Here is a 20,596-nt window from a genome sequence, read left to right as displayed (position 1 = left end):
CTAGGAATGGACCGGAGCGAGAATGATTATTGAACTTGGCCACTACGCTTTGATTTTAGCGTTGGTGGTGTCTTTGATACAGTCTGTCTTTCCCGTTTGGGGGGCTATAAAGAAAGACGAGCGGCTCATGGCTATGGCGCCGCCGCTTGCAATTGCTTCGTTTCTTTTGGTTCTCCTATCGTTTGCGGCGCTCACATGGGCTTACCTGAACTCGGATTTCTCGGTTCTGAATGTCTATGAGAACTCCCATTCCGATAAACCCTTGATCTACAAGATATCCGGGGTTTGGGGGAACCATGAGGGGTCCGTTCTGCTTTGGGTTCTCATCCTCACCTTATTCGGGGCGCTTGTTGCTGGTTTCAGCCGCAATATTCCGCGCCAGCTTCGGGCAGCGACCATTGGTGTACAGGGCTGGGTGTCCTTGGCGTTCATCTCCTTTGTAACACTCGCCTCCAGTCCGTTTTCCCGTGTTGCTAATCCGCCAATGCAGGGGCAAGACCTGAACCCTATGTTGCAAGATGTGGGCTTAGCTATTCACCCGCCTTTGCTCTATGTTGGCTATGTGGGCTTTTCCATTGTGTTTGCCTTTGCAACGGCGGCTCTTCTTTTGGGGCGCATTGACGCGGCATGGGCGCGCTGGGTTCGCCCTTGGGTTCTGCTTTCTTGGATTTTTCTCACCCTTGGCATCGCCATGGGCTCCTACTGGGCTTACTACGAGCTGGGCTGGGGTGGCTGGTGGTTCTGGGATCCAGTTGAGAACGCCTCGTTCATGCCATGGCTCACCGGAACAGCCCTGCTGCACTCTGCCATTGTCATGGAAAAACGCAATGCCTTGAAAGTGTGGACTGTATTTCTGGCGATTGTTACATTTTCGTTGTCGCTTTTGGGTACGTTCCTTGTGCGCTCCGGTGTTCTTACATCCGTTCACGCCTTTGCAGTGGACCCAGAACGCGGCCTTTATATCCTCACGATCCTGATGATATTCATTGGCGGCTCGCTCTCCTTGTTTGCCTGGCGTGCACCATTGCTTAAACAAGGCGGAATTTTCGCACCTATCAGCCGTGAAGGCGGTTTGGTGTTCAACAACCTGTTCCTGACCACGGCAACAGCCGTTGTGTTTTTTGGAACGCTGTACCCCTTGGTTCTGGAGATTATCACCGGAGATAAGATCTCCGTTGGTGCGCCGTTCTTCAACCTCACATTCGGGCCGTTGATGGTGCCGGTGATGCTGGCGATACCCTTCGGGCAGATGCTGGCATGGAAGCGTGGTGATCTAAAAGGTGTTTCCCAACGCCTGACGGGGGCATTTGTTCTCGCGATTATCGCAGCAGGTCTTTTGAACTGGTATTATGGGAACACCGGTTTCCTAACTGCTCTGGCTATCGGTATTGCTTTTTGGGTAATCGTGGGTTCGGTTTTTGATATTCTGGACCGCGTCAAATTCCGCAAAGTAGGTTTTGCTCGCGGTATGAGCCGCCTGAAAGGACTACCGTTAACAGCTTGGTCCGCAGCTTTTGGGCACATGGGTTTTGGCTTGGTGGCACTTGGAATTGTGACCGTATCTGCATTCCAGACGGAAATGGTTCAGGTTCTTTATCCCGGAGATAAGTTGAATGTCTCTGGCTATGAAGTGTCCTATGATGGCAGCGCCGACCAGCGGGGCCCGAACTATGTGGAACGTATTGCCCACTTTACAGTGAGTAAGGATGGTGAGGCTGTTCGTGAAATGACGCCTGCCAAGCGGGTCTATAATGCCAGCGGCCGACCTATGAGTGAAACCTCTATCGCCACTTTCGGCCTGTCACAGATCTATTTTGCGGTAGGCGATTACAACGAGAAAGGCGGCGTGGTGACACGCATCTATGAAAAGCCGATGATCACGCTTATCTGGTTCGGCTGTTTTGTGATGGCCTTTGCTGGACTTATTGCCTTTTGTGATCGTAGATTACGTGTGGGAGCGCCGGTTCCCGCCCGCAAAGTACGATTGAACGCCAGTCCGGCGGTAGCGGAGTAAATCAATGAAACGTCTTGTTTTTTCTGCTGTTGCCAGTTTTTTCCTGTTGTTTGGTGGTGCAGCCTATGCTGTGAACCCGAATGAACGGCTGGATGACCCTGCTTTGGAACAAAGGGCGAGAGACCTTTCTCTGGAGATCCGCTGTGTGGTTTGCCAAAACCAGTCCATTGACGATTCCAACGCGGAGCTTGCAAAGGATCTGCGCCTTCTGGTTCGTGAGCGCCTTGTTAAAGGTGACAGTGACGCACAGGTTCTGGACTTTCTTGTTTCCCGTTATGGTGAGTTCATTTTGCTCAAGCCCCGCTTTGCGCCCCACACATGGGTGCTTTGGGGGGCAGGGCCTGCCATATTGCTGATTGGTGGGGGCTTGCTGGTTTATGTAGCGCGCAGGCGCAGGAAAAGCGATGCAACCCCGCAAAAAACAGGCCCGGCAGAGCTGACTGATGAAGAAAAGAAAGAATTGGAGAAGCTGTTTAACCAAGAGTAAACACAGCCCTTCAAAGCACGCTGTGCTGACATTGATTTAAGTTCAATCTGCTGGTGCTGCTTGAAATTATAGGGACTTGAGCCCTCCAAAAAGGCCCTCTTACTTCTCATAGGTAAGAGGGCCTTTTTCATGTTTTTGGCAATAACCGGCAAGCCTCGGCCTTCTTTCACGCCTTTTCATTGAAATGCGTCATAAATTACAGAAATTTAATGTATTGGATAGGTTTGTGTAAGGTTTGCCACGCTAGGGTTGCATTTAGATGGATATCTAGGTGTGGTGTGTGCTGTAACGCCCACTTTCATAGTTTATTTGGGAGAACTATTTATGGATAAGACCGGTAAGCCTCTTGCTGCGTCGCCTTTGCGAATTTTGAAATCAAAGCGTAAGAAAAAACTGTTGGCAGGGGTTATGGCTCTGGGTCTTACCGGATCATTGGTTGCCCCGATTACATTTGATAGTAGCCCTGCCTTTGCTGATCCGGTCCGTGTGAATGCTCCAGCCATTGCGAATTTTGCGCCGGTTGTAGAAGCAGTGCAGCCCGCCGTTGTTAGTGTTCGGGTTCGCTCCGAAATTAAGGGGCCAAGCGCAAATAGCGGTATCCCACCCATGTTCCGGGATATGCCCGGCGACCATCCGTTACAACGTTTTTTCCGGGAGTTTGGCGGTAAAGGCTGGGGCGGGCAAGGAGATGAGGAGACGCAGAAGAAAGCTCCCAAGCGCTTCGGTCAGTCTCAAGGCTCCGGCTTCTTTATTTCAGAAGATGGCTATGTGGTCACCAACGAGCATGTGGTTGGAGATGGAACCGAGTTCACTGTGATCACTAGTGACGGGACCGAGTATGATGCCAAGCTGGTAGGTGCCGATGAGCGCTCCGACCTTGCACTGCTGAAAGTGGATGGCGGTAAGAACGATTTTGATTATGTAGAATTTGCCGATAAAGCGCCGTTCGTTGGTGAATGGGTTGTGGCTGTAGGGAACCCCTTCGGTCTGGGCGGTACGGTGACTGCTGGTATTGTGTCTGCCCGCGGGCGTGACATTGGCGCCGGACTTTACGATGACTTTATCCAGATTGATGCATCGGTGAACCGTGGCAACTCCGGAGGTCCGGCTTTTAATATCAATGGTCAGGTGATCGGGGTGAACTCGGCAATCATCAGCCCAAGCGGCGGTAATGTTGGTATCGCTTTTGCTATCCCTGCATCCACGGCCAAGAAAATTATCACTGACTTGAAAGAGGACGGAGCGGTTACCCGCGGCTGGCTGGGCGTGCAGATTCAACCTGTTACAGAAGATATTGCAGCGTCTCTTGGACTGGATAATACCAAGGGGACTTTGGTTGCCGAAGTGCAGCCGGATACTCCGGCAAAGGCCGCAGGCTTCAAAGCCGGTGATATCATCCTTGAAGTGGACGGAGAAGAAGTAAACGGACCGCGCGAGCTGGCAAAGGCTATCGCGGCGTTTTCTCCCGGCACCTCGGTGGATATCAAGTTCTGGCGGGATGGCTCGATTGAGAACACCAAGGTGAAACTTGGAACCATTCCCGAAGAAAAGAGCCAAGCCTCCTCACCGGATAAAGAAAGCCAAAGCGGAACAGCCCTTGTGGAGAGCCTTGGCCTTGAATTGGTGAGCGCGGAAGAAGCCGGCGTGGATGAACCAGGTGTCTTGGTTATGAACGTGGCACCTGACAGTCCGGCAGCTGACAAGGGTTTGAGAAAAGGAAGCATCATCAAGCAGGTTTCGGGGAAAGATGTCACGACACCTGCAGAGGTTGCAATGCAGGTTGAAGCTGCAAAGGAACAGGGCCGTAAGGCAGTTTTATTGCGGGTGAACAACAACAATAATACCTTGTTTGTTGCAATTCCACTTGATGAATCCTAGATACTTTAGAGGACAATGACGGAGACATGGAGCGGGTTACCTCCCACTTGCTTCATGTGTCTCACAAAGCGGGGCACCAGCGCCCAAATGGTGCCCCGCATTGATTTCCTTGTCTTTACAAAAGCAGATTACACTTAAATGTGCTTTGAATGGTCCTAAGGTAGCTGTTAATCTTTCGGTAACTGAGGAGAAATAGCGGCTAGGGCCGCTGTTTTTGTATGCATTCGCTAACGAAACCTGATGTACACTGAAGAAAAACAACACAGGGGTAGCTCCAATGAAAATCTTGATAATCGAAGACGATCGGGAAGCCGCGCACTTTCTAGCTAAAGCGCTAAAGGAAGAGGGGCATACACCAGATCTTGCCGCAGATGGCGAGCAGGGTCTGGAAATGGCACTTGCCATGCAATGGGATGTTCTTGTCGTCGACCGAATGCTGCCAAAGCGGGATGGGTTATCGATTATTCAAGAGCTGCGTAAATCGGGTAATACAACGCCTGTTCTGATCATTTCCGCACTGTCTCAGGTGGATGATCGGGTAAAAGGCCTGCGGGCCGGTGGTGATGATTATCTGCCAAAACCCTATGCCGTTTCCGAGTTGCTGGCTAGAATTGAAGCGCTGGACCGTCGTCAGGCCCCAGGTGCAATTGAGACGACACTCCAAGTTGGTGATCTGGTTCTGGACCGCCTTGCCCACACGGTCAGCCGTAACAATCAGGAGCTGACTTTGCAGCCACGCGAGTTCCGCCTGCTGGAGTACCTGATGAAAAATGCCGGACAGGTTGTCACGCGCACGATGCTGCTGGAAAACGTTTGGGATTATCATTTTGATCCGCAGACAAATGTGATTGATGTGCACATATCGCGGCTACGTTCAAAAATCGACAAGGGCTTTGAGACCCAGCTTTTACACACTGTTCGTGGTTCGGGATATACAATCCGTGACAGCTCTTGCTAGAATTTTACGGACAACTGCCTTCCGCCTTGCCTTGATTTACATAGGGTCGTTCTCGGCCCTTTCAGGGTTTTTGTTTGTTTATATTTCTCAAAACACCAATGCGTTGATGGGGGGGCAGGTTGAAAAGTCCATTGATGCGGAAGCCTCCGACCTCATGGAACGCTATGACCTTGGGGGAATGAGTGGGCTGGTTAAAGCGATCAACAGCCGTGACAGCAGGCCCGATGCGCCCCTCTACCTCCTGATTGATTTTTCTGGAAATTATATAACGGGAAATATCCAGAGCCTGCCCGATCAAATAACGGGAACTGCAGATAGCGAGCTGGAGTTTATCAAGTACCATCATCTGGTTACCAGCTATACGGATGCAGAAGATCGCAAGAAAAGCTATCATGCAGCTGTTCGCTTCTATGATCTTCCCGGAAATTTTCGCCTGCTGGTGGGGCGTGATTTGCAAGAGCAATCGCGTTTTCATGATTTGCTCAATCAGGCTCTGCGGTTATGGCTGGGTGTTATGGTGGTTGTTGCAGCAATCACATGGTTTTTTGTAAACCAGCGGGTTCTCAAGCGTATTGACGGCATGACCCGCACCAGCGAAACCTTGATGAACGGGGACTTGTCCGACCGTCTTAAAGTGACTGGAAACGGGGACGAATTTGACCGCCTTGCAGTGAACCTCAACACCATGCTGGACCGGATCGAAGACCTGATGAAAGGTTTGAAAGAGGTTTCAGATAACATTGCCCATGACCTGAAAACGCCTTTGACCCGTATGAGAGGCCGTGTTGAAGCGCACCTTAGACAAGACAAGGGGCCAAACGTAAATCGGGGGGCATTGGAAGAGGTCTTGGTGGAGACCGACGAGATTATCGGTATTTTTAATGCACTCCTGCGCATATCACGCGTTGAGGCGGGATCTTCGGGAGCAAGACAGAATCCGGTGAATCTGACCCAGATTACCCACGATATTTGTGAGCTTTATGAACCCGTTGCGGAAATGGAGGAGGTTGGCTTTGAAGCTGATCTGGAAGACGGTGTACAAGTAACGGGTGATCGGGAACTTCTTTCACAAGCCATTGCAAATATTATTGAAAACGCTTTGAAATATGGTAGGCCGGAAGATGATGCTGTTAGCCAGAAAATTCGTGTCACACTGCGGGTAGAAGGGGAAACGGTATTTGTGGAAGTGAGTGACAATGGCCGCGGAATTGGCGAGGAGCAAAGGGAATACGTTTGCGACCGCTTTGTACGCCTCGACGAAAGTCGAACTGAACCGGGATCGGGTCTTGGGTTATCACTCGTAAAGGCGGTTATGTCGCTTCACAGCGGAGGCTTGCAGCTGGAAAGCGCGATGCCGGGGCTAAAAGTTGTCCTGTCTCTTCCCAAACTGCAAGAGAAGGCTGCTCGAACACGATTAGGCAGGAGAGACCATGTCACAAGCACCCAGCCCGGAGACAGAAGCGAGACTTGAGAACGCCCTTGGGAATGCAATCGCCTGCACACCTGTTTTCGTTGATCAAGTATTGGCGCAGGAGTTTTTTAATGACTTAAAAAGCTCCTGTCAGGATCACGGGCTCGGTGGAGGGCTTACTGACCTGCTGAAAAGCTCTGCTCAAATAGAGCCGTTCCTGATGGGGGTCTTTGAAAACTCTGCATATTTGCGCGGCATTTGCTTTCGAAGGCCAGCAGACCTGTTGAAGATACTGGAAAGCGCCCCTTCTAACTATATTGAGCGGTGCATTGAACAGATTCTCAAGACCCGATATGAAACAGAAGCCGAATTGATGAGCGCCCTGCGTCAGGCCAAACAAAAGATTGCACTGGCCACGGCTCTTGCAGACCTTGCGGGATACTGGCCGCAGGAAGAGGTGACATTGGCCCTCTCGCGTTTTGCCGACGCGGCCTTGACCGCCTGCATTCGCTTTTGCCTTCGTGATCTGGAACGTCGGGGTCGGTTTACGTCAAACGATCCTGAGGAGCCTGAAAAGGATGCGGGCCTGTTTATTCTTGCCATGGGCAAGTACGGGGCAGGGGAGCTGAATTACTCCTCCGATATTGACCTTATTGTTTTTTATGATGGGGATCGTTGCCGCCTGAAAGACAAGATAGAGGCACCGACCGAGTTTGTTCGCCTGACGCGGCGCCTTGTAAAAATAATGAGCGAGCGTACCGGTGATGGGTATGTGTTTCGCACTGACCTGCGCTTGCGCCCTGATCCAGGAGCCACACCGCTGGCCATGTCCGTTGCTGCAGCCTTGATTTACTATGAAAGCATGGGGCAAAACTGGGAGAGGGCTGCATTGATCAAGGCGCGCCCATGCGCAGGTGATGTGGAGGCCGGTTATTCTTTCCTTGAGGAAATACGCCCGTTTATCTGGCGCAAATATCTGGACTATGCGGCCATTTCCGATGTGCATTCCATCAAACGCCAGATCCATGCCCACAAGGGGTTTGGCACTATTAAAGTTGCCGGCCACAATGTGAAGCTTGGCCGTGGCGGTATTCGGGAGATCGAGTTTTTTGCCCAGACCCAACAATTGATTGCAGGGGGGCGTAACCCGGATTTACGCGACAGACGTACCTTGGTTACCTTGAAGGGGTTGGTTGAGTGTGGCTGGATAGAACAAAGCGTTCAGGACGATCTGACGAAGGCCTACCGGTATCTGCGCAATGTTGAACACCGTATCCAGATGGTCAATGATGAGCAAACACACATTTTGCCGGAGGACGAAGAAGGGCTGGCGCGAATTTACCACCTTCTTGGGGAAGCGGATAAAGAGCGGTTTGTGGAGCGCATTACCCATGAGTTCGAAGTGGTGCAAAAACACTATTCCAGTTTGTTTGAGAATGAGCCGGAGCTGACCAACTCTCTTGGAAATCTTGTGTTTACAGGGGATGATGAAGACCCCGAGACCTTGATGACCCTTTCTACATTGGGCTTCAAACGGCCCGCAGAAGCTGTAAAAATCGTGCGTGAGTGGCATTATGGCCGCTATCCGGCGGTACGGGCGTCGAAATCGCGGGAGCTGCTGACGGAGCTGCTGCCAGTCCTGCTGGATGCGCTGGCAAAAACGGAAAATGCTGATCAGGCCCTGCTGACCTTCGACCGGTTCTTGTCCAAGCTGCCCGTGGGGGTCCAGCTGTTTGGGTTGCTACGCTCCAACCCGCACCTGTTGAATTTGCTGGCAACTGTGATGGGGGTTTCCCCGCGCATGGCCGCCATTGTCTCCAAGCGGGTTCATGTTCTGGATGCGCTGCTTGATCCTGCGTTCTTCGGGGATGTGCCAAGCGCCGAGGAAATCAGGCAGGCGCTGACCACCTCACTCAATCAGGCGCAGTTCTATGAGGAGGCGCTGGACCGTGCGCGTATCTTTGTGCAAGAGCAACAGTTCTACTTGGGGCTTCGGCTGATATCTGGAACAATCACACCACTGCAAATGGGTGAGGGGCTATCTATACTGGCAGAAGCGGTTTTGGAGAAAATTGTCGCTCTGGTGGAAACGCAGCTGCAAGAGACACACGGAACCATTCCAGATGCTGACTTTGCAATTCTGGCAATGGGGAAGCTTGGCGGCAAAGAGATCACCTGCAGCTCTGATCTGGATCTCATTCTGCTCTATGATATGCCGGAGGCTAGCGTGCAAAGTGATGGCGAGCGTCCTCTTGCTCCCAGCCAGTATTTTGGCCGTTTAACCCAGAGGCTGGTGACGGCTCTTAAGGCGCCAACGGCGGAGGGGATTTTATTCGATGTGGACTTCCGCTTACGGCCCTCCGGCAATTCGGGGCCGTTGGCGACACGGGCAGCGGCTTTTCAAAGCTATCAGCAAAATGAAGCGTGGACTTGGGAACATCTGGCCCTGACGCGCGGGCGGCTGGTGGCTTATTCCAGCGAGGCTTTCAAAGTACGCCTTGAGAGCGTGATTGAAGACGTTCTTACCAGCGAGAGAAATCTTGATAAGCTGCGTACTGATGTTAGCGATATGCGCGCCCGTATCCAGAAAGAAAAACCGACGAGCTCCCCGTGGGATTTGAAGCAGGCTCCCGGCGGACTGGTGGATATCGAGTTTATTGCTCAATATCTGCAGCTGGCCCATGCGCGTGCGGACAGCTCGGTTTTGGAGCAGCGTACAGGAGCTGCCTTAAAAAAGGCGCAGCTGGCTGGATTCCTCTCCAATGATCATGCGCAGGCCCTTATTCCGGCTCTGGAGCTTTATGAGGCCCTTACGCAGATTATCAAGCTGACTTTGGAAAACGAATTTAATCCGCAAACTGCGCCAAAAGGTCTTCTGGATCTGTTGGTATCCTCCAGCGGAGAACCGGATTTTAAGCGTTTGACGCAATATTTGGCGGAAAAACAGGGAGAGGTTCGGCAAGTCTTTGAAGAGATTGTTGGACCTGTGAACCTTTAGTACCTCGGTTATGTTCTAGATACCGGATCAGCGCTTGGCTTGTCCGGTATAACCTTTTAACCTGAATTGAGCGGCACGCGCGTGCAGTCGCCATCCGAATTTATTAGGGGCCTTGTGTCCAAAGGTAAGTTTAGAGGCAGCCGTTTACCTACCCTATCCCTCTCGCCCAGGTTCGTTCGGATTACTAGAGAATACCGCGATTTTGTTGCTGTGAGGGTCGCGGAGGTAACCAACATAGAATCGTGGTCCATAAGATGCGCGAAAACCCGGTTGGCCTTCGTCAGAACCGCCAGCGTCAAGCGCTGCCGCGTGAAGATCACGAACCTGTTTTTGATTGCGTGCCTCAAATGCAATCATGATACCGTTCCCGGCGGAGGCTGGTTCTCCATCGAATGGGGTTTTAATGTAGATTTCTGGTTGAGCAAGAGACTGACCTGATCCTACGGGAAGTGCGTAGCTTAGGCCCTCAGGGCTTTCCTCAAACTCATACCCAAGAGCTGGCAGAAACGCGGAATAAAATTGCTTCGCACGCGTGAGGTTATTTGCACCGATTGTGATGTAGGCAATCATTCTAGGTGTATTACTCCGAACACTGGTTCATATTTAGCGTTGAAGGGCGGGAAAGTACCGTGCCGTCTTCTTGTTTGATGAAGGCAATTGTTTCTACAAGCGCTAACTCGCCATTGCATGGGGTTGAGTGGCGCTGAACATGCCTGTTGATTTGAGGGGGAGGGAGATGGTGACTTTGGTTCCCTGACCCACCTGCGACTTCAAGGTGAGCTTGCCGCCATGTAGCTCGGTGAGAGAGCGGGCAATGGCAAGGCCCAGTCCGGAGCCACGATGGGATTTTGTAAACTGGTTCTCCACCTGTACGAAGGGTTTTGCCAGCCGGTCAATATCGCGTTTGGGAATACCAATTCCGTTATCCGTGATGGAAAGGTGAACGTTGTTGCCCTTTGTTTTTCCTGAAATCCAGACATCGCCATTGTCGGGAGTGAATTTAACCGCATTGGCGAGCAGGTTCAACAAGATTTGCTTGACGGCGCGTCTATCCGCATCAACGGCAATATCAGGCACATCCTCGCTGGAAATGGTGATATTCTTTTCTGCGGCGTTGGCTGCCAAGATGCGGGAGGCGTCGCTCACAAGATTGTTGAGATTGACAGATTCAACGGAGAGTTCCACCCGCCCAGCTTCGATTTTTGACATATCCAGAACGTCATTGATGACGTTGAGCAGGTAGTTACCGCTGTTGTGAATGTCCTGACAATATTCACGGTATTTGTCGGAGCCCAGATCCCCGAACATGCCCTCGTTCATGATTTCTGAAAAGCCGATAATGGCATTGAGCGGGGTTCTCAGCTCATGGGAGATATTTGCAAGAAATTCGGACTTGGCCTTATTGGCATCTTCCGCCCTTGTTTTTTCTTCGGAGTATTTTTCGGCAAGCTCTACCAGCTGTTTGGCCTGATGCTCCAGCTTCTGGCGGGATTTGCGCAAATCGGCAACTGTGGCGATGAGCTTCTTCTCTGAATCAAGCAGTTTGCCCTCATGCTTTTTGAGGGTCGTAATATCTGTTCCCACTGAGACGAAGCCGCCATCTTTTGTGCGTCTTTCGGAAATCTTCAGCCAGTTGCCGTCTTCAAGTTCAGCTTCATAGCCATCACTCAAGGTTGCTTTGTCTGCAGGAGAGCTCAGATCTGTCCTGACGATGGTTTGGCATGCAGCAGCCATCACCTGAGCATAGGGGGTGCCGGTTTGTGTGACCTCGTCGGGCAGGCAGTGAAGCCTGCGGTAATTGGAGTTACACATAACCAGACGGTTCTCAGAATCCCACAGAACGAACGCCTCGGAGATGGTTTCAATGGCATCGCGCAGCCTCAGGTCCGCTGTTCTGCTTTCCTGCGCCAACAGCTTTTGCTCGGTCACATCAATGCAAATGCCGATCAGGTGGGGGCTGTTGTTTTCCGCATCGCGCTGAACATCGGCGCGGGCACGCAGCCAGACCCAGTTTCCATTTTGGTGGCGCATGCGGAACTGGGTGTCGATGGCATTCTCACCCTCGTTGAGAAGCTTTTCCGCAAGTTTGTAAAGGTCCACATCTTCCGGGTGCATGAGGGCCGAGAGTTCGGAAAAGCCGATGATGTCATTGCGTGATGGCAAGCCAAGCATTTCAAAGAGCGAGCTGGACCAGAAAATACGGCCCCGAGACAGATCCCAATCGAACAGTCCGCAGCGCCCTCGGTTCAAGGCGGCGTCAATGCGGGTGCGTGTGGCGGCATAAATACCGTCTGCCTGCTGTGCGCGGGTTGCTTGCGCAAAGAAAGCGTAGATGAGAACAATCATGACAATGGAGATGCCGATGAAAATTGTCACATTGGTGGAAAGCTGTGAGCGCCATTCGCGAAAGACATAGGAATCGGGCTGAATGAGAACAACCATTCCCATGCGGCCATTGAGATGATGAACGGTGGCAATGGCTTGATTTGTTTTGCCTTCATTGACAGTGAGCACGCCTGCACGCTTTCCGAAGAAGGTCATGGGCTGGGTGCTGCCTAAAAGCTTGGAAATATTGAGCCCTTCAACCTGTGGGTTGATGGGCGAGCTGGCAACGATTTTGCCACTGCGCTCTGCTACAAGGATCTGGCGGCCATTACTGGTGGCGCGGGGGGGCAGGGAGTCGGCCAGTGTGGCTTTCAGAGCGGAGTAATAGCCGGTTTGTGGTAGTTTGTCCTCATAAAGATCCAGACGTGCTGTGAGGGTTGCAGCAATCAGGGTCAAATCATCCTTGGCTTTTTGCAGGGTTTGCTCATAGCTGTAACTGAGTTCCAGCATACGAAAGACGGCAATACAGGCGATGAAAATGAAGCTCAGAACCGGAATTGTTCTGCGCAGCAAGGGTTCTTTGGAAAGCAGGCGCTGGTAGGCGGGTCTTGCCAGGAATTTGATGTGTCCTGCAAGAGCTTCTTTTTTACTCATATTCCGATTATTTTCCATGAAACGCGCCTTGGGCGTTTCACCTGCATAGGTCTGTGCCATCGCTGCCCCCAGAGTCAAACAATCGCTGCTGATTCGATAAGTTAATGATTTGCGAATCACCTTTATTTGAATCGAAACGAATCAGTTTGTCCAGAGTCAACCTTAAAAAAAATGATTAACGGCGGAATATTCTCCGCCGCTAATTCTATTTGGTTACACAAAAATTGGTAATACTACTGCAAGCAACGCTCCGCGATGTCCTGTACATCTGGGGAAAGTTTTTGATCTGCTTCAATAATACTTTCTAATGCAGCCTTGGCTAAACCTTGGCGTGTGGGCTCTAGTGCGCGCCATGAGCGGAATGCATTTAGAATACGGGCCGCAAGCTGGGGGTTGTTTTGATCAATTTTCAAAACGGTTTGAGCAAGGTATGTGTAGCCTGAACCATCCAGTGCATTAAAGCGTCTCTGGTTGGCTGCGACAAAGGTTCCAATCAAGGCGCGAACGCGGTTCGGGTTGCCCCATGCGAACGCTGGGTGCTCGGTCAGGGCCTTCACAGTATCCAGAGTGTCTTCAGCAGGGGAGGTTGCCTGCACCATGAACCACTTATCCATAGCAAGAGCGGTGTCTTTATGGCGCTGGTAGAACGCGTCCAGTGCATCCTTGTAGCCATCAACACGCTCGTGAACCAGCACGTTCAAGGCTGCAATGCGGTCTGTCATGTTGTCGGCGGTTTCAAAGTGGGCTCTGGTCAGGGGGGCACTGTTATCGCTTTGGGCCGCATTCAGGTAGGAAAGAGTGCGGGTGCGCAGGGCCCTGTTACCAGCTGACTTTGCATCTGGGCTGAATGTGCCTGATGGTGCCAAGCTCTCATAGAGCTTTTGGAACGTGGAATACAGGGCTTCACCAACTTTCTGGCGCAAGGTGAGGTGTGCAATGCTGATGGCCTCAGGGTCAACATTGTTGCCCAGCTCCCTTGCTACATCGCCTTCACTTGGCAAAGCCAGCGCTAAGGCTTTAAAGGCGTTGTCCAGTGCATCGTCTTCAGCAATGGCTTTCATGGCTTCCAGAAATGCTGAAAGTGCCGGTGTTTCTGCCCCCTTGGACAGAGCAATAGTCAGATCAGTTGCAACCGTTTGGGCAGACTGCCAGCGGTTAAACGGATCATTGTCGTGGTGCATCAAGAACAGGTGGTCATCGCTGGACAAGTTTGTTGCCAGTTTGACCGGCGCTGAGAACTCCCGCAGCAGGGACGGGACTGGCTTGGCACCAATACCGTGGAAAACCACTGTTTGCGAGGCTTCTGTCAAAAGGATCAGATCGCCCCTTACCTCAGCCCCTTCGCTTGAGCTGTAAGCCATGTCTTCCCCATTGGGGCTGACGAGGCCAAAACGGACCGGGATGGTGAATGGCCTTTTTATGTCCTGACCGGGTGTGGGCGGTGTGCTTTGTTCCAGCTTCAGCGTGAAGGTCTTTGCCTGTTCATTATACTCGCCCGCCACATTCAGTTGCGGCGTGCCGGACTGGGAGTACCACAGGGCAAACTGGGACAGGTTCGTTTGGGTGGCATCCTCAAAGCTTTTGATAAAATCTTCAATAGTTGCCGCTTCACCGTCATGACGCTCAAAATATAGGTCCATACCCTTTTTGAAGCCGTCAGCACCCAAAATGGTCTTGATCATGGTGACCAGTTCAGAGCCTTTTTCATAGACGGTTGCGGTGTAGAAGTTATTGATCTCTTTATAAACTTCAGGGCGTACAGGGTGTGAAAGCGGGCCGCCATCCTCTGGAAACTGATGGTTTTTCAGAACCTTGACATCGGCAATGCGTTTTACAGGGCGGGAACGTTCGTCCGATGTGAACTCATGGTCGCGGAAAACGGTAAGACCTTCTTTCAGGCACAGCTGGAACCAGTCGCGGCAGGTGATGCGGTTGCCGGTCCAGTTATGGAAGTACTCGTGGGCAACAACTGTTTCAATGCCTTCATAATCTACATCCGTTGCGGTCTCGGGATCCGCCAGAATGTACTTGTCATTGAAGATATTGAGGCCCTTGTTTTCCATAGCGCCCATGTTGAAGTCGGAAACAGCAACGATGTTGAATACATCAAGATCGTATTCCAACCCGAATACCTTCTCATCCCACTGCATGGAGCGCACGAGACAATCCATAGACCAGTCAGCTCGATCTTCGTTGCCGTGCTCCACATAGATGTTCAGATCAACCGGCTTGCCAGAAGCTGTTGTGAATTTTTGGGAGATACAGCCCAAGTCTCCCGCAACCAAGGCGAAAAGATAAGCGGGTTTTGGATGCGGGTCATGCCAGATTGCAAAGTGGCGATCCGTTCCTTCAATATCGCCAGCTTCCTTAGGGTTACCGTTGCCAAGAAGGACTGGGTAGGCTTTCTTTTCTGCTTCTATGCGCGTGGTGTAGACCGCTAGAATATCTGGGCGATCATAGAAGTATGTAATCCGGCGGAAGCCTTCGGCCTCACACTGGGTGCAGAAATTGCCGCTGGAGCGATAAAGACCCATCAGCTTAGTGTTTTCCTGCGGGTTAATTTTGGTGGTGATCTCTAGCGAAAAGGCGGTTTCCGGCGGCGTTTTTAGTGTGAATTGGCTGGCTGTGGCGTCGTAAGAGTCTGCACTGAGCGCTCTGCCATTCATTTCTACGCTGACCAGTTCCAGCTCGTCCCCGTCCAGAACGAGAGGCTTACCGGCATCCTCAGGTGTGCGAGGTGCCAGATAAATTTTTGATGTAACGATTGTAGCATCAGGAACAAGATTGAAATTCAACTCCACACGGTCAAGGGTGTATGGGGTGGGGGTGTAATCCTCCAAACGGATTGGTTCTGCATTCTCTGAACGCATTGGGTTCTCCTGATGAGTAAATAAAAATAAGGTGAAGACGCTTAAAACTTGGGCGTCCACCATCTCTTACCTTCTTTCTATGACCTCCTTTCAAAAAAGCAAATGACTAAATTGGTGAGTTTGCACTGCGCTTTCAGTTCCTCAGGGGTTTTGCGGGATGTTTGGGGTGACTTGTGGCAATGGCGAACACAGTGCCGGACGGATTGGACAAACATCATGACAGATCATAGGGAGAACATTTTCCTGAAAAGCGTTAGCACCTTGGTAGTTTGAGGAGATTTAGACGTGAAAACGCCGTTGGAAGGTATTCGGGTTGTTGAGCTTGCCCGCATTCTCGCAGGTCCGTGGATCGGGCAGACACTGAGCGATCTGGGCGCGGATGTGGTGAAAGTTGAAAGCCCTGACGGGGATGATACCCGAACATGGGGACCACCTTTCATTGAAGAGGAAAACGGGCAAACGGCAGCCTATTTTCATGCTTGCAATCGCGGCAAGCGCTCTGTTACGGCGGATTTCTCAAATGCTGAAGATCTGGAGTTTGTAAAACGGCTCATTGCCCAAAGCGATGTCTTGATCGAGAATTTCAAAGTTGGCGGCCTGAAAAAATATGGGCTCGACTATGAAAGCCTGAAGAAGATCAATCCCTCATTAATCTATTGCTCTGTGACCGGTTTCGGACAGGATGGACCTTATGCCCACCGGGCTGGCTATGATTTTCTCATTCAAGGAATGGGCGGGATTATGGACCTGACAGGTGAGCCCGACGGCGAGCCGCAGAAAATTGGCGTTGCCTTTGCGGATATCTTCACGGGTCTTTATGGTACGATTGCCGTTCAAGCCGCTCTTCACCGCCGCAGCCAGACAGGGGAGGGGGAGTGGATTGACATGGCGCTGCTCGATACACAAGTTGGCGTTCTAGCCAATCAGGCCATGAACTACCTCAGCACAGGCAATACACCAAAACGCCTTGGCAATGCCCACCCGAATATCGTGCCCTATCAAGTGTTCGCCGTAAAAGACGGGCATATCATTCTTGCCGTTGGCAATGACAGGCAATTCCAAAAATTCTGTCTTGCAACCGGCCAAAAAGATCTGGCGAGTGATGAGCGGTTTGTGCGAAACAGCGATAGAGTTGCCAATCGAGAGGCGCTCACGTCTTTGTTGGAAGTTGTTCTTTCAAAATGGGAAAGGGACACCTTACTGGTAGAACTGGAGAAAGCTGGCGTTCCGGCAGGGCCTATCAATTCAGTTGAGCAGGCGATGAATGACCCACAAATCCTTCATAGAGAACTGTTGGTTTCCCCCTTGGATAATGAAGGTGATCGAAAATATTTGCGCACGCCCATCAAATACACAAATGCGGAACTCTCGTTAAATAAAGGGGTGCCACAACTGGGAGAACATCAGGAGGAAATTCGGCAGGAGTTAGAGCGCTGTGTGAAGCCTGTGGTCTAAAGGAGGGCCTATAGAGAGGCTTTCAAACTGTGGAATGCTATATGCCTCAAGCCAAGTCTTTAAAACTAGCGCTTGTTGGGGGGAATACCCTTCAAGTCTTGGGCAAACTTCTGGTGCCGCTGAATATCTTTGGGCCTTAGTCGCCTTTTGGAACTTGCGGGGTGGTCACCCAGCCACCATGGAGTTTTGTGGGGCATGGAAGGGCGCACTGGGCGCTGCGTAAAGCCACCGCCACAATTGGGACAGGTGTTTTCAAAAAGCTCTAAGGCGCATCCTTCACAAAACGTACACTCAAAAGAGCATATATACGCGTCTGTCGCGTTAGCTGGCAGATCTTTGTCACAGTGTTCGCAGTTTGGATGTAAGTGGAGCATGAATTAAAAGGCCAATCTATCAATGGTTTTAAGGTCCTGCCAGTTTAGTTGGGTGCCTTAAGGGTTCCTATGACAATGAAGTGCCATATCCTGTCAACTTCATTCAAAGCTCTTTATTCTGGGGTGCGTTCCTTACATAATAACAATTTAAAGTTGTATATATATTGATATGCGTTGTACTTTTAGGCTCCAGCATCTCGACAGCCTAGGAGCGATCAAATGCCTTACACCTTAACTCCTGCCGCAAACACAATGGCTATTGCAGAGCGTGAATATGGCACAGCTGCAAATCAAATACAGTTTACTGCATTCACGTCGTGCATTGGGGTTGCTGTGAGAATTGGTAATGATGTCAGGGGTGTTCACTTAACAATTAGCGGGGCAGACGGGACGACTTTATTCTCACCGGATATTGTTCCCGATGTGATGGCAGTGTTGGAAAACAATTACACTGAGGCATTTATTATTGGGCAAATACAGTATTGGGAAGCGCAGGAGAATGGTGTTTCTCTCGCCTACGCTGATTTGGTGACAGCCGTTTCTGCTGTGGTGGTGGGTGGGGCTGTAGGAGCCAACTTTACGACCTATCCACTGGCTGATGGCACCTATGGAGCCGAGGTGCTTGGCGGCCACTTTAGCCCAACCTACTAAACAGAATTGGCGGACACAGAGGAATTCACTTTATTCTCAGTACGTTCCAAACGTTGAGCAGAACAGTGATCATGGGGAAAAGTCAAAAAACTGAAAAATAACGTATTGATCCCAAGGGCTTTAATGGGTATCTACCCCCTCAAGGACACGTGGCCGAGTGGTCGAAGGCGCTCCCCTGCTAAGGGAGTAGGCCCGGAAGGGTCTCGAGGGTTCGAATCCCTCCGTGTCCGCCATAATATTACTTAATCTATTGTAATGTAATATTTTTTAGAAGTAATTGCGTCCTCATACCACAAAATACCCCACATTTATCATTGCATTTCATAGTCTCTATTTGGACTATGTTGGACATTCTTTACTCAAGAGAAAAAGAGACCGTCATCTTGCTACATCTATGTGAGCAGGTAAGGACCATCTAAAGGCAATCCAAGAGCTGCTGCTTTCATAACGGTGGTATCTGCTTTATTTTTTTGGGAATGCGTCTTTGTCGAAATATGGATCCTGCTCCCATCCCTGTTCAGCTTGAATGATTTCTCGCATTACCACTCCAGTCCAGTGGCTAAGGCAATCACGGGAATGCTCGAACTCAACGAAAAGCTCTTCTTGATTATACCCAACTCTGTCTGAGCTTTTTTGTCGACCAAAGGCTGTCTTGCGTGATGTGCCAAACCGGAAAAGGTCGCCAGTGGGGTCAATTGCGTGAAGATTTTCAACAAGACGATCTAAATCTACCAATCGAGTATCTCTCTCAATTTGATAGTCATTATCGACTAAATAGCCCCGACCCAATTCCCATAGTTTTTTTAAGTTATGGCTAAATTTACTAGGAGCAATTGAATTACTTTGCTTCCAATTGATTGTCTCAATCAACTCTTTTAACTTCAGTTCGAGTGTCTGACGGATAAGATGAAGCACGGGAGCAGTCCAGTTCCCGATCGTCGGCTGCTCGCGTTGAACATTAATCAACGCCGTTGCTGCCAATTCAAAGTCTGTCGCCGCGAGGCCGTAGTCAAAATCAGCATTATGATTTTCACAGTAAGAAATACTTGGATTTCTCTCTTTCATAACCTCAGATGGACCGCTCCAAATCTCGAAATAAAACCGATAATCTAGATCGCTCATGCCTGTACTCTCCAGTCTCCACTTCTAGCAGACACTTTACTTAAAAGCTGTCTTATTTTCCTGCCTGTCTATTTCGCCGTCTAATTGCACGCTTCTTATGTTTTGGAAGATTGCGTGCTGGGCCTGGAGAAAATTTTGAATTCGAACCGTTTCGTGCTTCCTCCGCATCTGGGAAGTGTTTACAAAGTGCATCGGTTGCGTCATTCAAAAGTCCAGCACAAATATCCAAACCTAAAGCTAATGCACCTCGGTCAAACTCGTTTTCTATTCCAGTGCCGCGTCCATTGGGTTCAATTCTATAAAAGGCAAGTGAGTAAACGTGGGCGTATTGAGATGTGAGATTCCACAAAAAATAATACGATGACTTATCCCACCCAATCTTTGACATAATGTCATCTTTTGATTCAAACATCAGGTATCCGCCTTTGAGAGCATCTTTTTGTACTCTTGGGGAAAGCTCTTTGAAGCGCCGTGTGTCCTTTAGCCGCTCTACGATTTCTGCACGGACTTTTTCTTCATCTTCGCTCATCGCGCGGTTGTGTATTATTTTTGTGCGCTTCGTGAGGTCATAAAGATGCATAAGCTGCACGATAGCTTTTTGATTGTCAGCTTCAGGAGAGGCATCACAAAGGTAGTGGAATAACAATACCGCTTCCAATATGGATCGAAAGCTAGATGCATTTGCCCCGAAATCCCAATCTTCGTGATCAGATGAAACCCAACGGGTACCGGGCAACGATCTTATGAGATTACGCCCGTGTGCGAGGATGCGTACAAATACGTGGGTTGCATAACCTAAAGTGGGATGCGCTTGACGCCCACTAGTAGCTTGTGACACCGCACAGGCTTCACACAATGCTGTATCAAAACCGCTTAAACTTTCTTTATATTGCTGCTGAAAAGCAAAATCCTGAGGAATATCGATGTCCAATGACGGTGTATCTTCAGCCATTCCTAAACCCACAAAATTTAATCAGTGCATTGCAGAGCTAATGAATGGATGCATAAACTCATTCACGGAATCGTACTGCGCCTCTTCGAGTACAGAGTGTTTCACCTGCGGCTCAATGAGCTTTCCATCAAATTCGACGCCATGAATGCTACCAGACGCCAGAATTAACTGGGAGTTTGGGGGCCTATTTTCGAGACAAAATTTGATAACTGTCTCAGCATGGTTATCATCTGGGTCTTGTTGCTTAGGGGTATCAATGACGATTGGGCAGAAGCAGCACGTTGAATACTTAGCTATGGTATGTAGTATTGCGAAATAGTAAGCTAGCAACAACCGAGGCTGAGAGCTGCCAGCTTCGCTTATTGTTGGTCTATTTTTTTTGTACACTGATTCCGGCGCATTCTTAATATCAAGTTTTTCGCAGAAAAGTGCCATTTTTTTTATATA

Annotated in this window: 14 protein-coding genes and 1 tRNA gene; 9 read left to right on the top strand and 6 right to left on the bottom strand. The window is 50.3% G+C overall.

Annotated elements, in window-relative coordinates; translation table 11 throughout:
* Nucleotides 1–22: 22 nt before the first annotated feature.
* The 6 genes from P6574_RS13135 (at nt 23) to P6574_RS13110 (ending at nt 9,746) form a co-directional block, all read left to right on the top strand.
* On the top strand, nt 23–2,014 hold the full coding sequence (locus tag P6574_RS13135; RefSeq protein WP_310620719.1) for a heme lyase CcmF/NrfE family subunit: 1,992 nt from the start codon (nt 23–25) through the stop codon (nt 2,012–2,014).
* Between the two features lie 4 nt (nt 2,015–2,018).
* The gene (locus tag P6574_RS13130; protein ID WP_310620718.1) at nt 2,019–2,501 is read left to right on the top strand and encodes a cytochrome c-type biogenesis protein; all 483 of its coding nucleotides are present in this window, start codon (nt 2,019–2,021) and stop codon (nt 2,499–2,501) included.
* Between the two features lie 324 nt (nt 2,502–2,825).
* Nucleotides 2,826–4,379 carry a Do family serine endopeptidase gene (locus P6574_RS13125; RefSeq protein ID WP_310620717.1) on the top strand — a complete coding sequence of 518 codons (1,554 nt, stop codon included), beginning with the start codon at nt 2,826–2,828 and terminating at the stop codon, nt 4,377–4,379.
* 277 nt (nt 4,380–4,656) lie between these two features.
* Nucleotides 4,657–5,337, top strand: coding sequence for a response regulator transcription factor (locus P6574_RS13120; protein ID WP_310620716.1), 681 nt, complete (start codon nt 4,657–4,659; stop codon nt 5,335–5,337).
* Nucleotides 5,321–6,808, top strand: a complete 1,488-nt coding sequence (locus P6574_RS13115; protein WP_310620715.1) for a sensor histidine kinase — start codon at nt 5,321–5,323, stop codon at nt 6,806–6,808. The genes P6574_RS13120 and P6574_RS13115 overlap by 17 nt, the downstream gene beginning before the upstream one ends.
* Nucleotides 6,768–9,746 (top strand): bifunctional [glutamine synthetase] adenylyltransferase/[glutamine synthetase]-adenylyl-L-tyrosine phosphorylase, encoded by a 2,979-nt coding sequence (locus tag P6574_RS13110; protein ID WP_310620714.1) that lies wholly within the window; start codon nt 6,768–6,770, stop codon nt 9,744–9,746. Before P6574_RS13115 ends, P6574_RS13110 begins: the two co-directional genes overlap by 41 nt.
* Nucleotides 9,747–9,899: 153 nt before the next feature.
* Here P6574_RS13110 and P6574_RS13105 read toward each other — a convergent pair whose 3' ends face one another.
* From P6574_RS13105 to pepN, 3 genes are all read right to left on the bottom strand, one after another.
* On the bottom strand, nt 9,900–10,316 hold the full coding sequence (locus P6574_RS13105) for a VOC family protein (protein WP_310620713.1): 417 nt from the start codon (nt 10,314–10,316) through the stop codon (nt 9,900–9,902).
* Between the two features lie 102 nt (nt 10,317–10,418).
* A complete protein-coding gene (locus P6574_RS13100) occupies nt 10,419–12,785 on the bottom strand; it encodes a PAS domain-containing sensor histidine kinase (protein WP_310620712.1) in 2,367 nt (788 codons plus the stop codon).
* Nucleotides 12,786–12,958: 173 nt separating this feature from the next.
* Nucleotides 12,959–15,595: an aminopeptidase N gene (gene pepN / locus P6574_RS13095; RefSeq protein WP_310620711.1), complete on the bottom strand. Its 2,637-nt coding sequence runs from the start codon at nt 15,593–15,595 to the stop codon at nt 12,959–12,961.
* Between the two features lie 285 nt (nt 15,596–15,880).
* Here pepN and P6574_RS13090 point away from each other — a divergent pair, with 285 nt between their 5' ends.
* The gene (locus P6574_RS13090; protein WP_310620710.1) at nt 15,881–17,050 is read left to right on the top strand and encodes a CaiB/BaiF CoA transferase family protein; all 1,170 of its coding nucleotides are present in this window, start codon (nt 15,881–15,883) and stop codon (nt 17,048–17,050) included.
* Between the two features lie 65 nt (nt 17,051–17,115).
* On the opposite strand, the gene P6574_RS13085 is transcribed toward P6574_RS13090, so the two are convergent.
* A complete protein-coding gene (locus tag P6574_RS13085) occupies nt 17,116–17,424 on the bottom strand; it encodes a DUF1272 domain-containing protein (RefSeq protein ID WP_310620709.1) in 309 nt (102 codons plus the stop codon).
* A 219-nt stretch (nt 17,425–17,643) separates the two neighbouring features.
* Between P6574_RS13085 and P6574_RS13080 the strand changes: the two genes are divergently transcribed.
* The gene (locus tag P6574_RS13080) at nt 17,644–18,075 is read left to right on the top strand and encodes a hypothetical protein (RefSeq protein ID WP_310620708.1); all 432 of its coding nucleotides are present in this window, start codon (nt 17,644–17,646) and stop codon (nt 18,073–18,075) included.
* A gap of 143 nt (nt 18,076–18,218) precedes the next feature.
* Nucleotides 18,219–18,308: transfer RNA gene (locus tag P6574_RS13075), tRNA-Ser, on the top strand.
* 229 nt (nt 18,309–18,537) lie between these two features.
* On the opposite strand, the gene P6574_RS13070 is transcribed toward P6574_RS13075, so the two are convergent.
* Nucleotides 18,538–19,197: a hypothetical protein gene (locus tag P6574_RS13070; protein ID WP_310620707.1), complete on the bottom strand. Its 660-nt coding sequence runs from the start codon at nt 19,195–19,197 to the stop codon at nt 18,538–18,540.
* 52 nt (nt 19,198–19,249) lie between these two features.
* The gene (locus tag P6574_RS13065) at nt 19,250–20,149 is read right to left on the bottom strand and encodes a hypothetical protein (protein WP_310620706.1); all 900 of its coding nucleotides are present in this window, start codon (nt 20,147–20,149) and stop codon (nt 19,250–19,252) included.
* Between the last annotated feature and the right edge of the window lie 447 nt (nt 20,150–20,596).

This window comes from Pseudovibrio sp. M1P-2-3 (genome assembly GCF_031501865.1).
In the GTDB taxonomy this organism is placed as follows: domain Bacteria; phylum Pseudomonadota; class Alphaproteobacteria; order Rhizobiales; family Stappiaceae; genus Pseudovibrio; species Pseudovibrio corallicola.
Note: the sequence above shows the minus strand (reverse complement) of the source record. Positions and strands in the feature narration are given on the sequence as shown.

Bases quoted from the DNA above. Each gene is read 5' to 3' on its own strand.
- P6574_RS13135 (WP_310620719.1), top strand. From the start codon at position 23: ATGATTATTGAACTTGGCCACTACGCTTTGATTTTAGCGTTGGTGGTG.
- P6574_RS13130 (WP_310620718.1), top strand. From the start codon at position 2,019: ATGAAACGTCTTGTTTTTTCTGCTGTTGCCAGTTTTTTCCTGTTGTTT.
- P6574_RS13125 (WP_310620717.1), top strand. From the start codon at position 2,826: ATGGATAAGACCGGTAAGCCTCTTGCTGCGTCGCCTTTGCGAATTTTG.
- P6574_RS13120 (WP_310620716.1), top strand. From the start codon at position 4,657: ATGAAAATCTTGATAATCGAAGACGATCGGGAAGCCGCGCACTTTCTA.
- P6574_RS13110 (WP_310620714.1), top strand. From the start codon at position 6,768: ATGTCACAAGCACCCAGCCCGGAGACAGAAGCGAGACTTGAGAACGCC.
- P6574_RS13105 (WP_310620713.1), bottom strand. From the start codon at position 10,316: ATGATTGCCTACATCACAATCGGTGCAAATAACCTCACGCGTGCGAAG.
- P6574_RS13100 (WP_310620712.1), bottom strand. From the start codon at position 12,785: ATGGCACAGACCTATGCAGGTGAAACGCCCAAGGCGCGTTTCATGGAA.
- pepN (WP_310620711.1), bottom strand. From the start codon at position 15,595: ATGCGTTCAGAGAATGCAGAACCAATCCGTTTGGAGGATTACACCCCC.
- P6574_RS13085 (WP_310620709.1), bottom strand. From the start codon at position 17,424: ATGCTCCACTTACATCCAAACTGCGAACACTGTGACAAAGATCTGCCA.
- P6574_RS13080 (WP_310620708.1), top strand. From the start codon at position 17,644: ATGCCTTACACCTTAACTCCTGCCGCAAACACAATGGCTATTGCAGAG.
- P6574_RS13070 (WP_310620707.1), bottom strand. From the start codon at position 19,197: ATGAGCGATCTAGATTATCGGTTTTATTTCGAGATTTGGAGCGGTCCA.
- P6574_RS13065 (WP_310620706.1), bottom strand. From the start codon at position 20,149: ATGGCTGAAGATACACCGTCATTGGACATCGATATTCCTCAGGATTTT.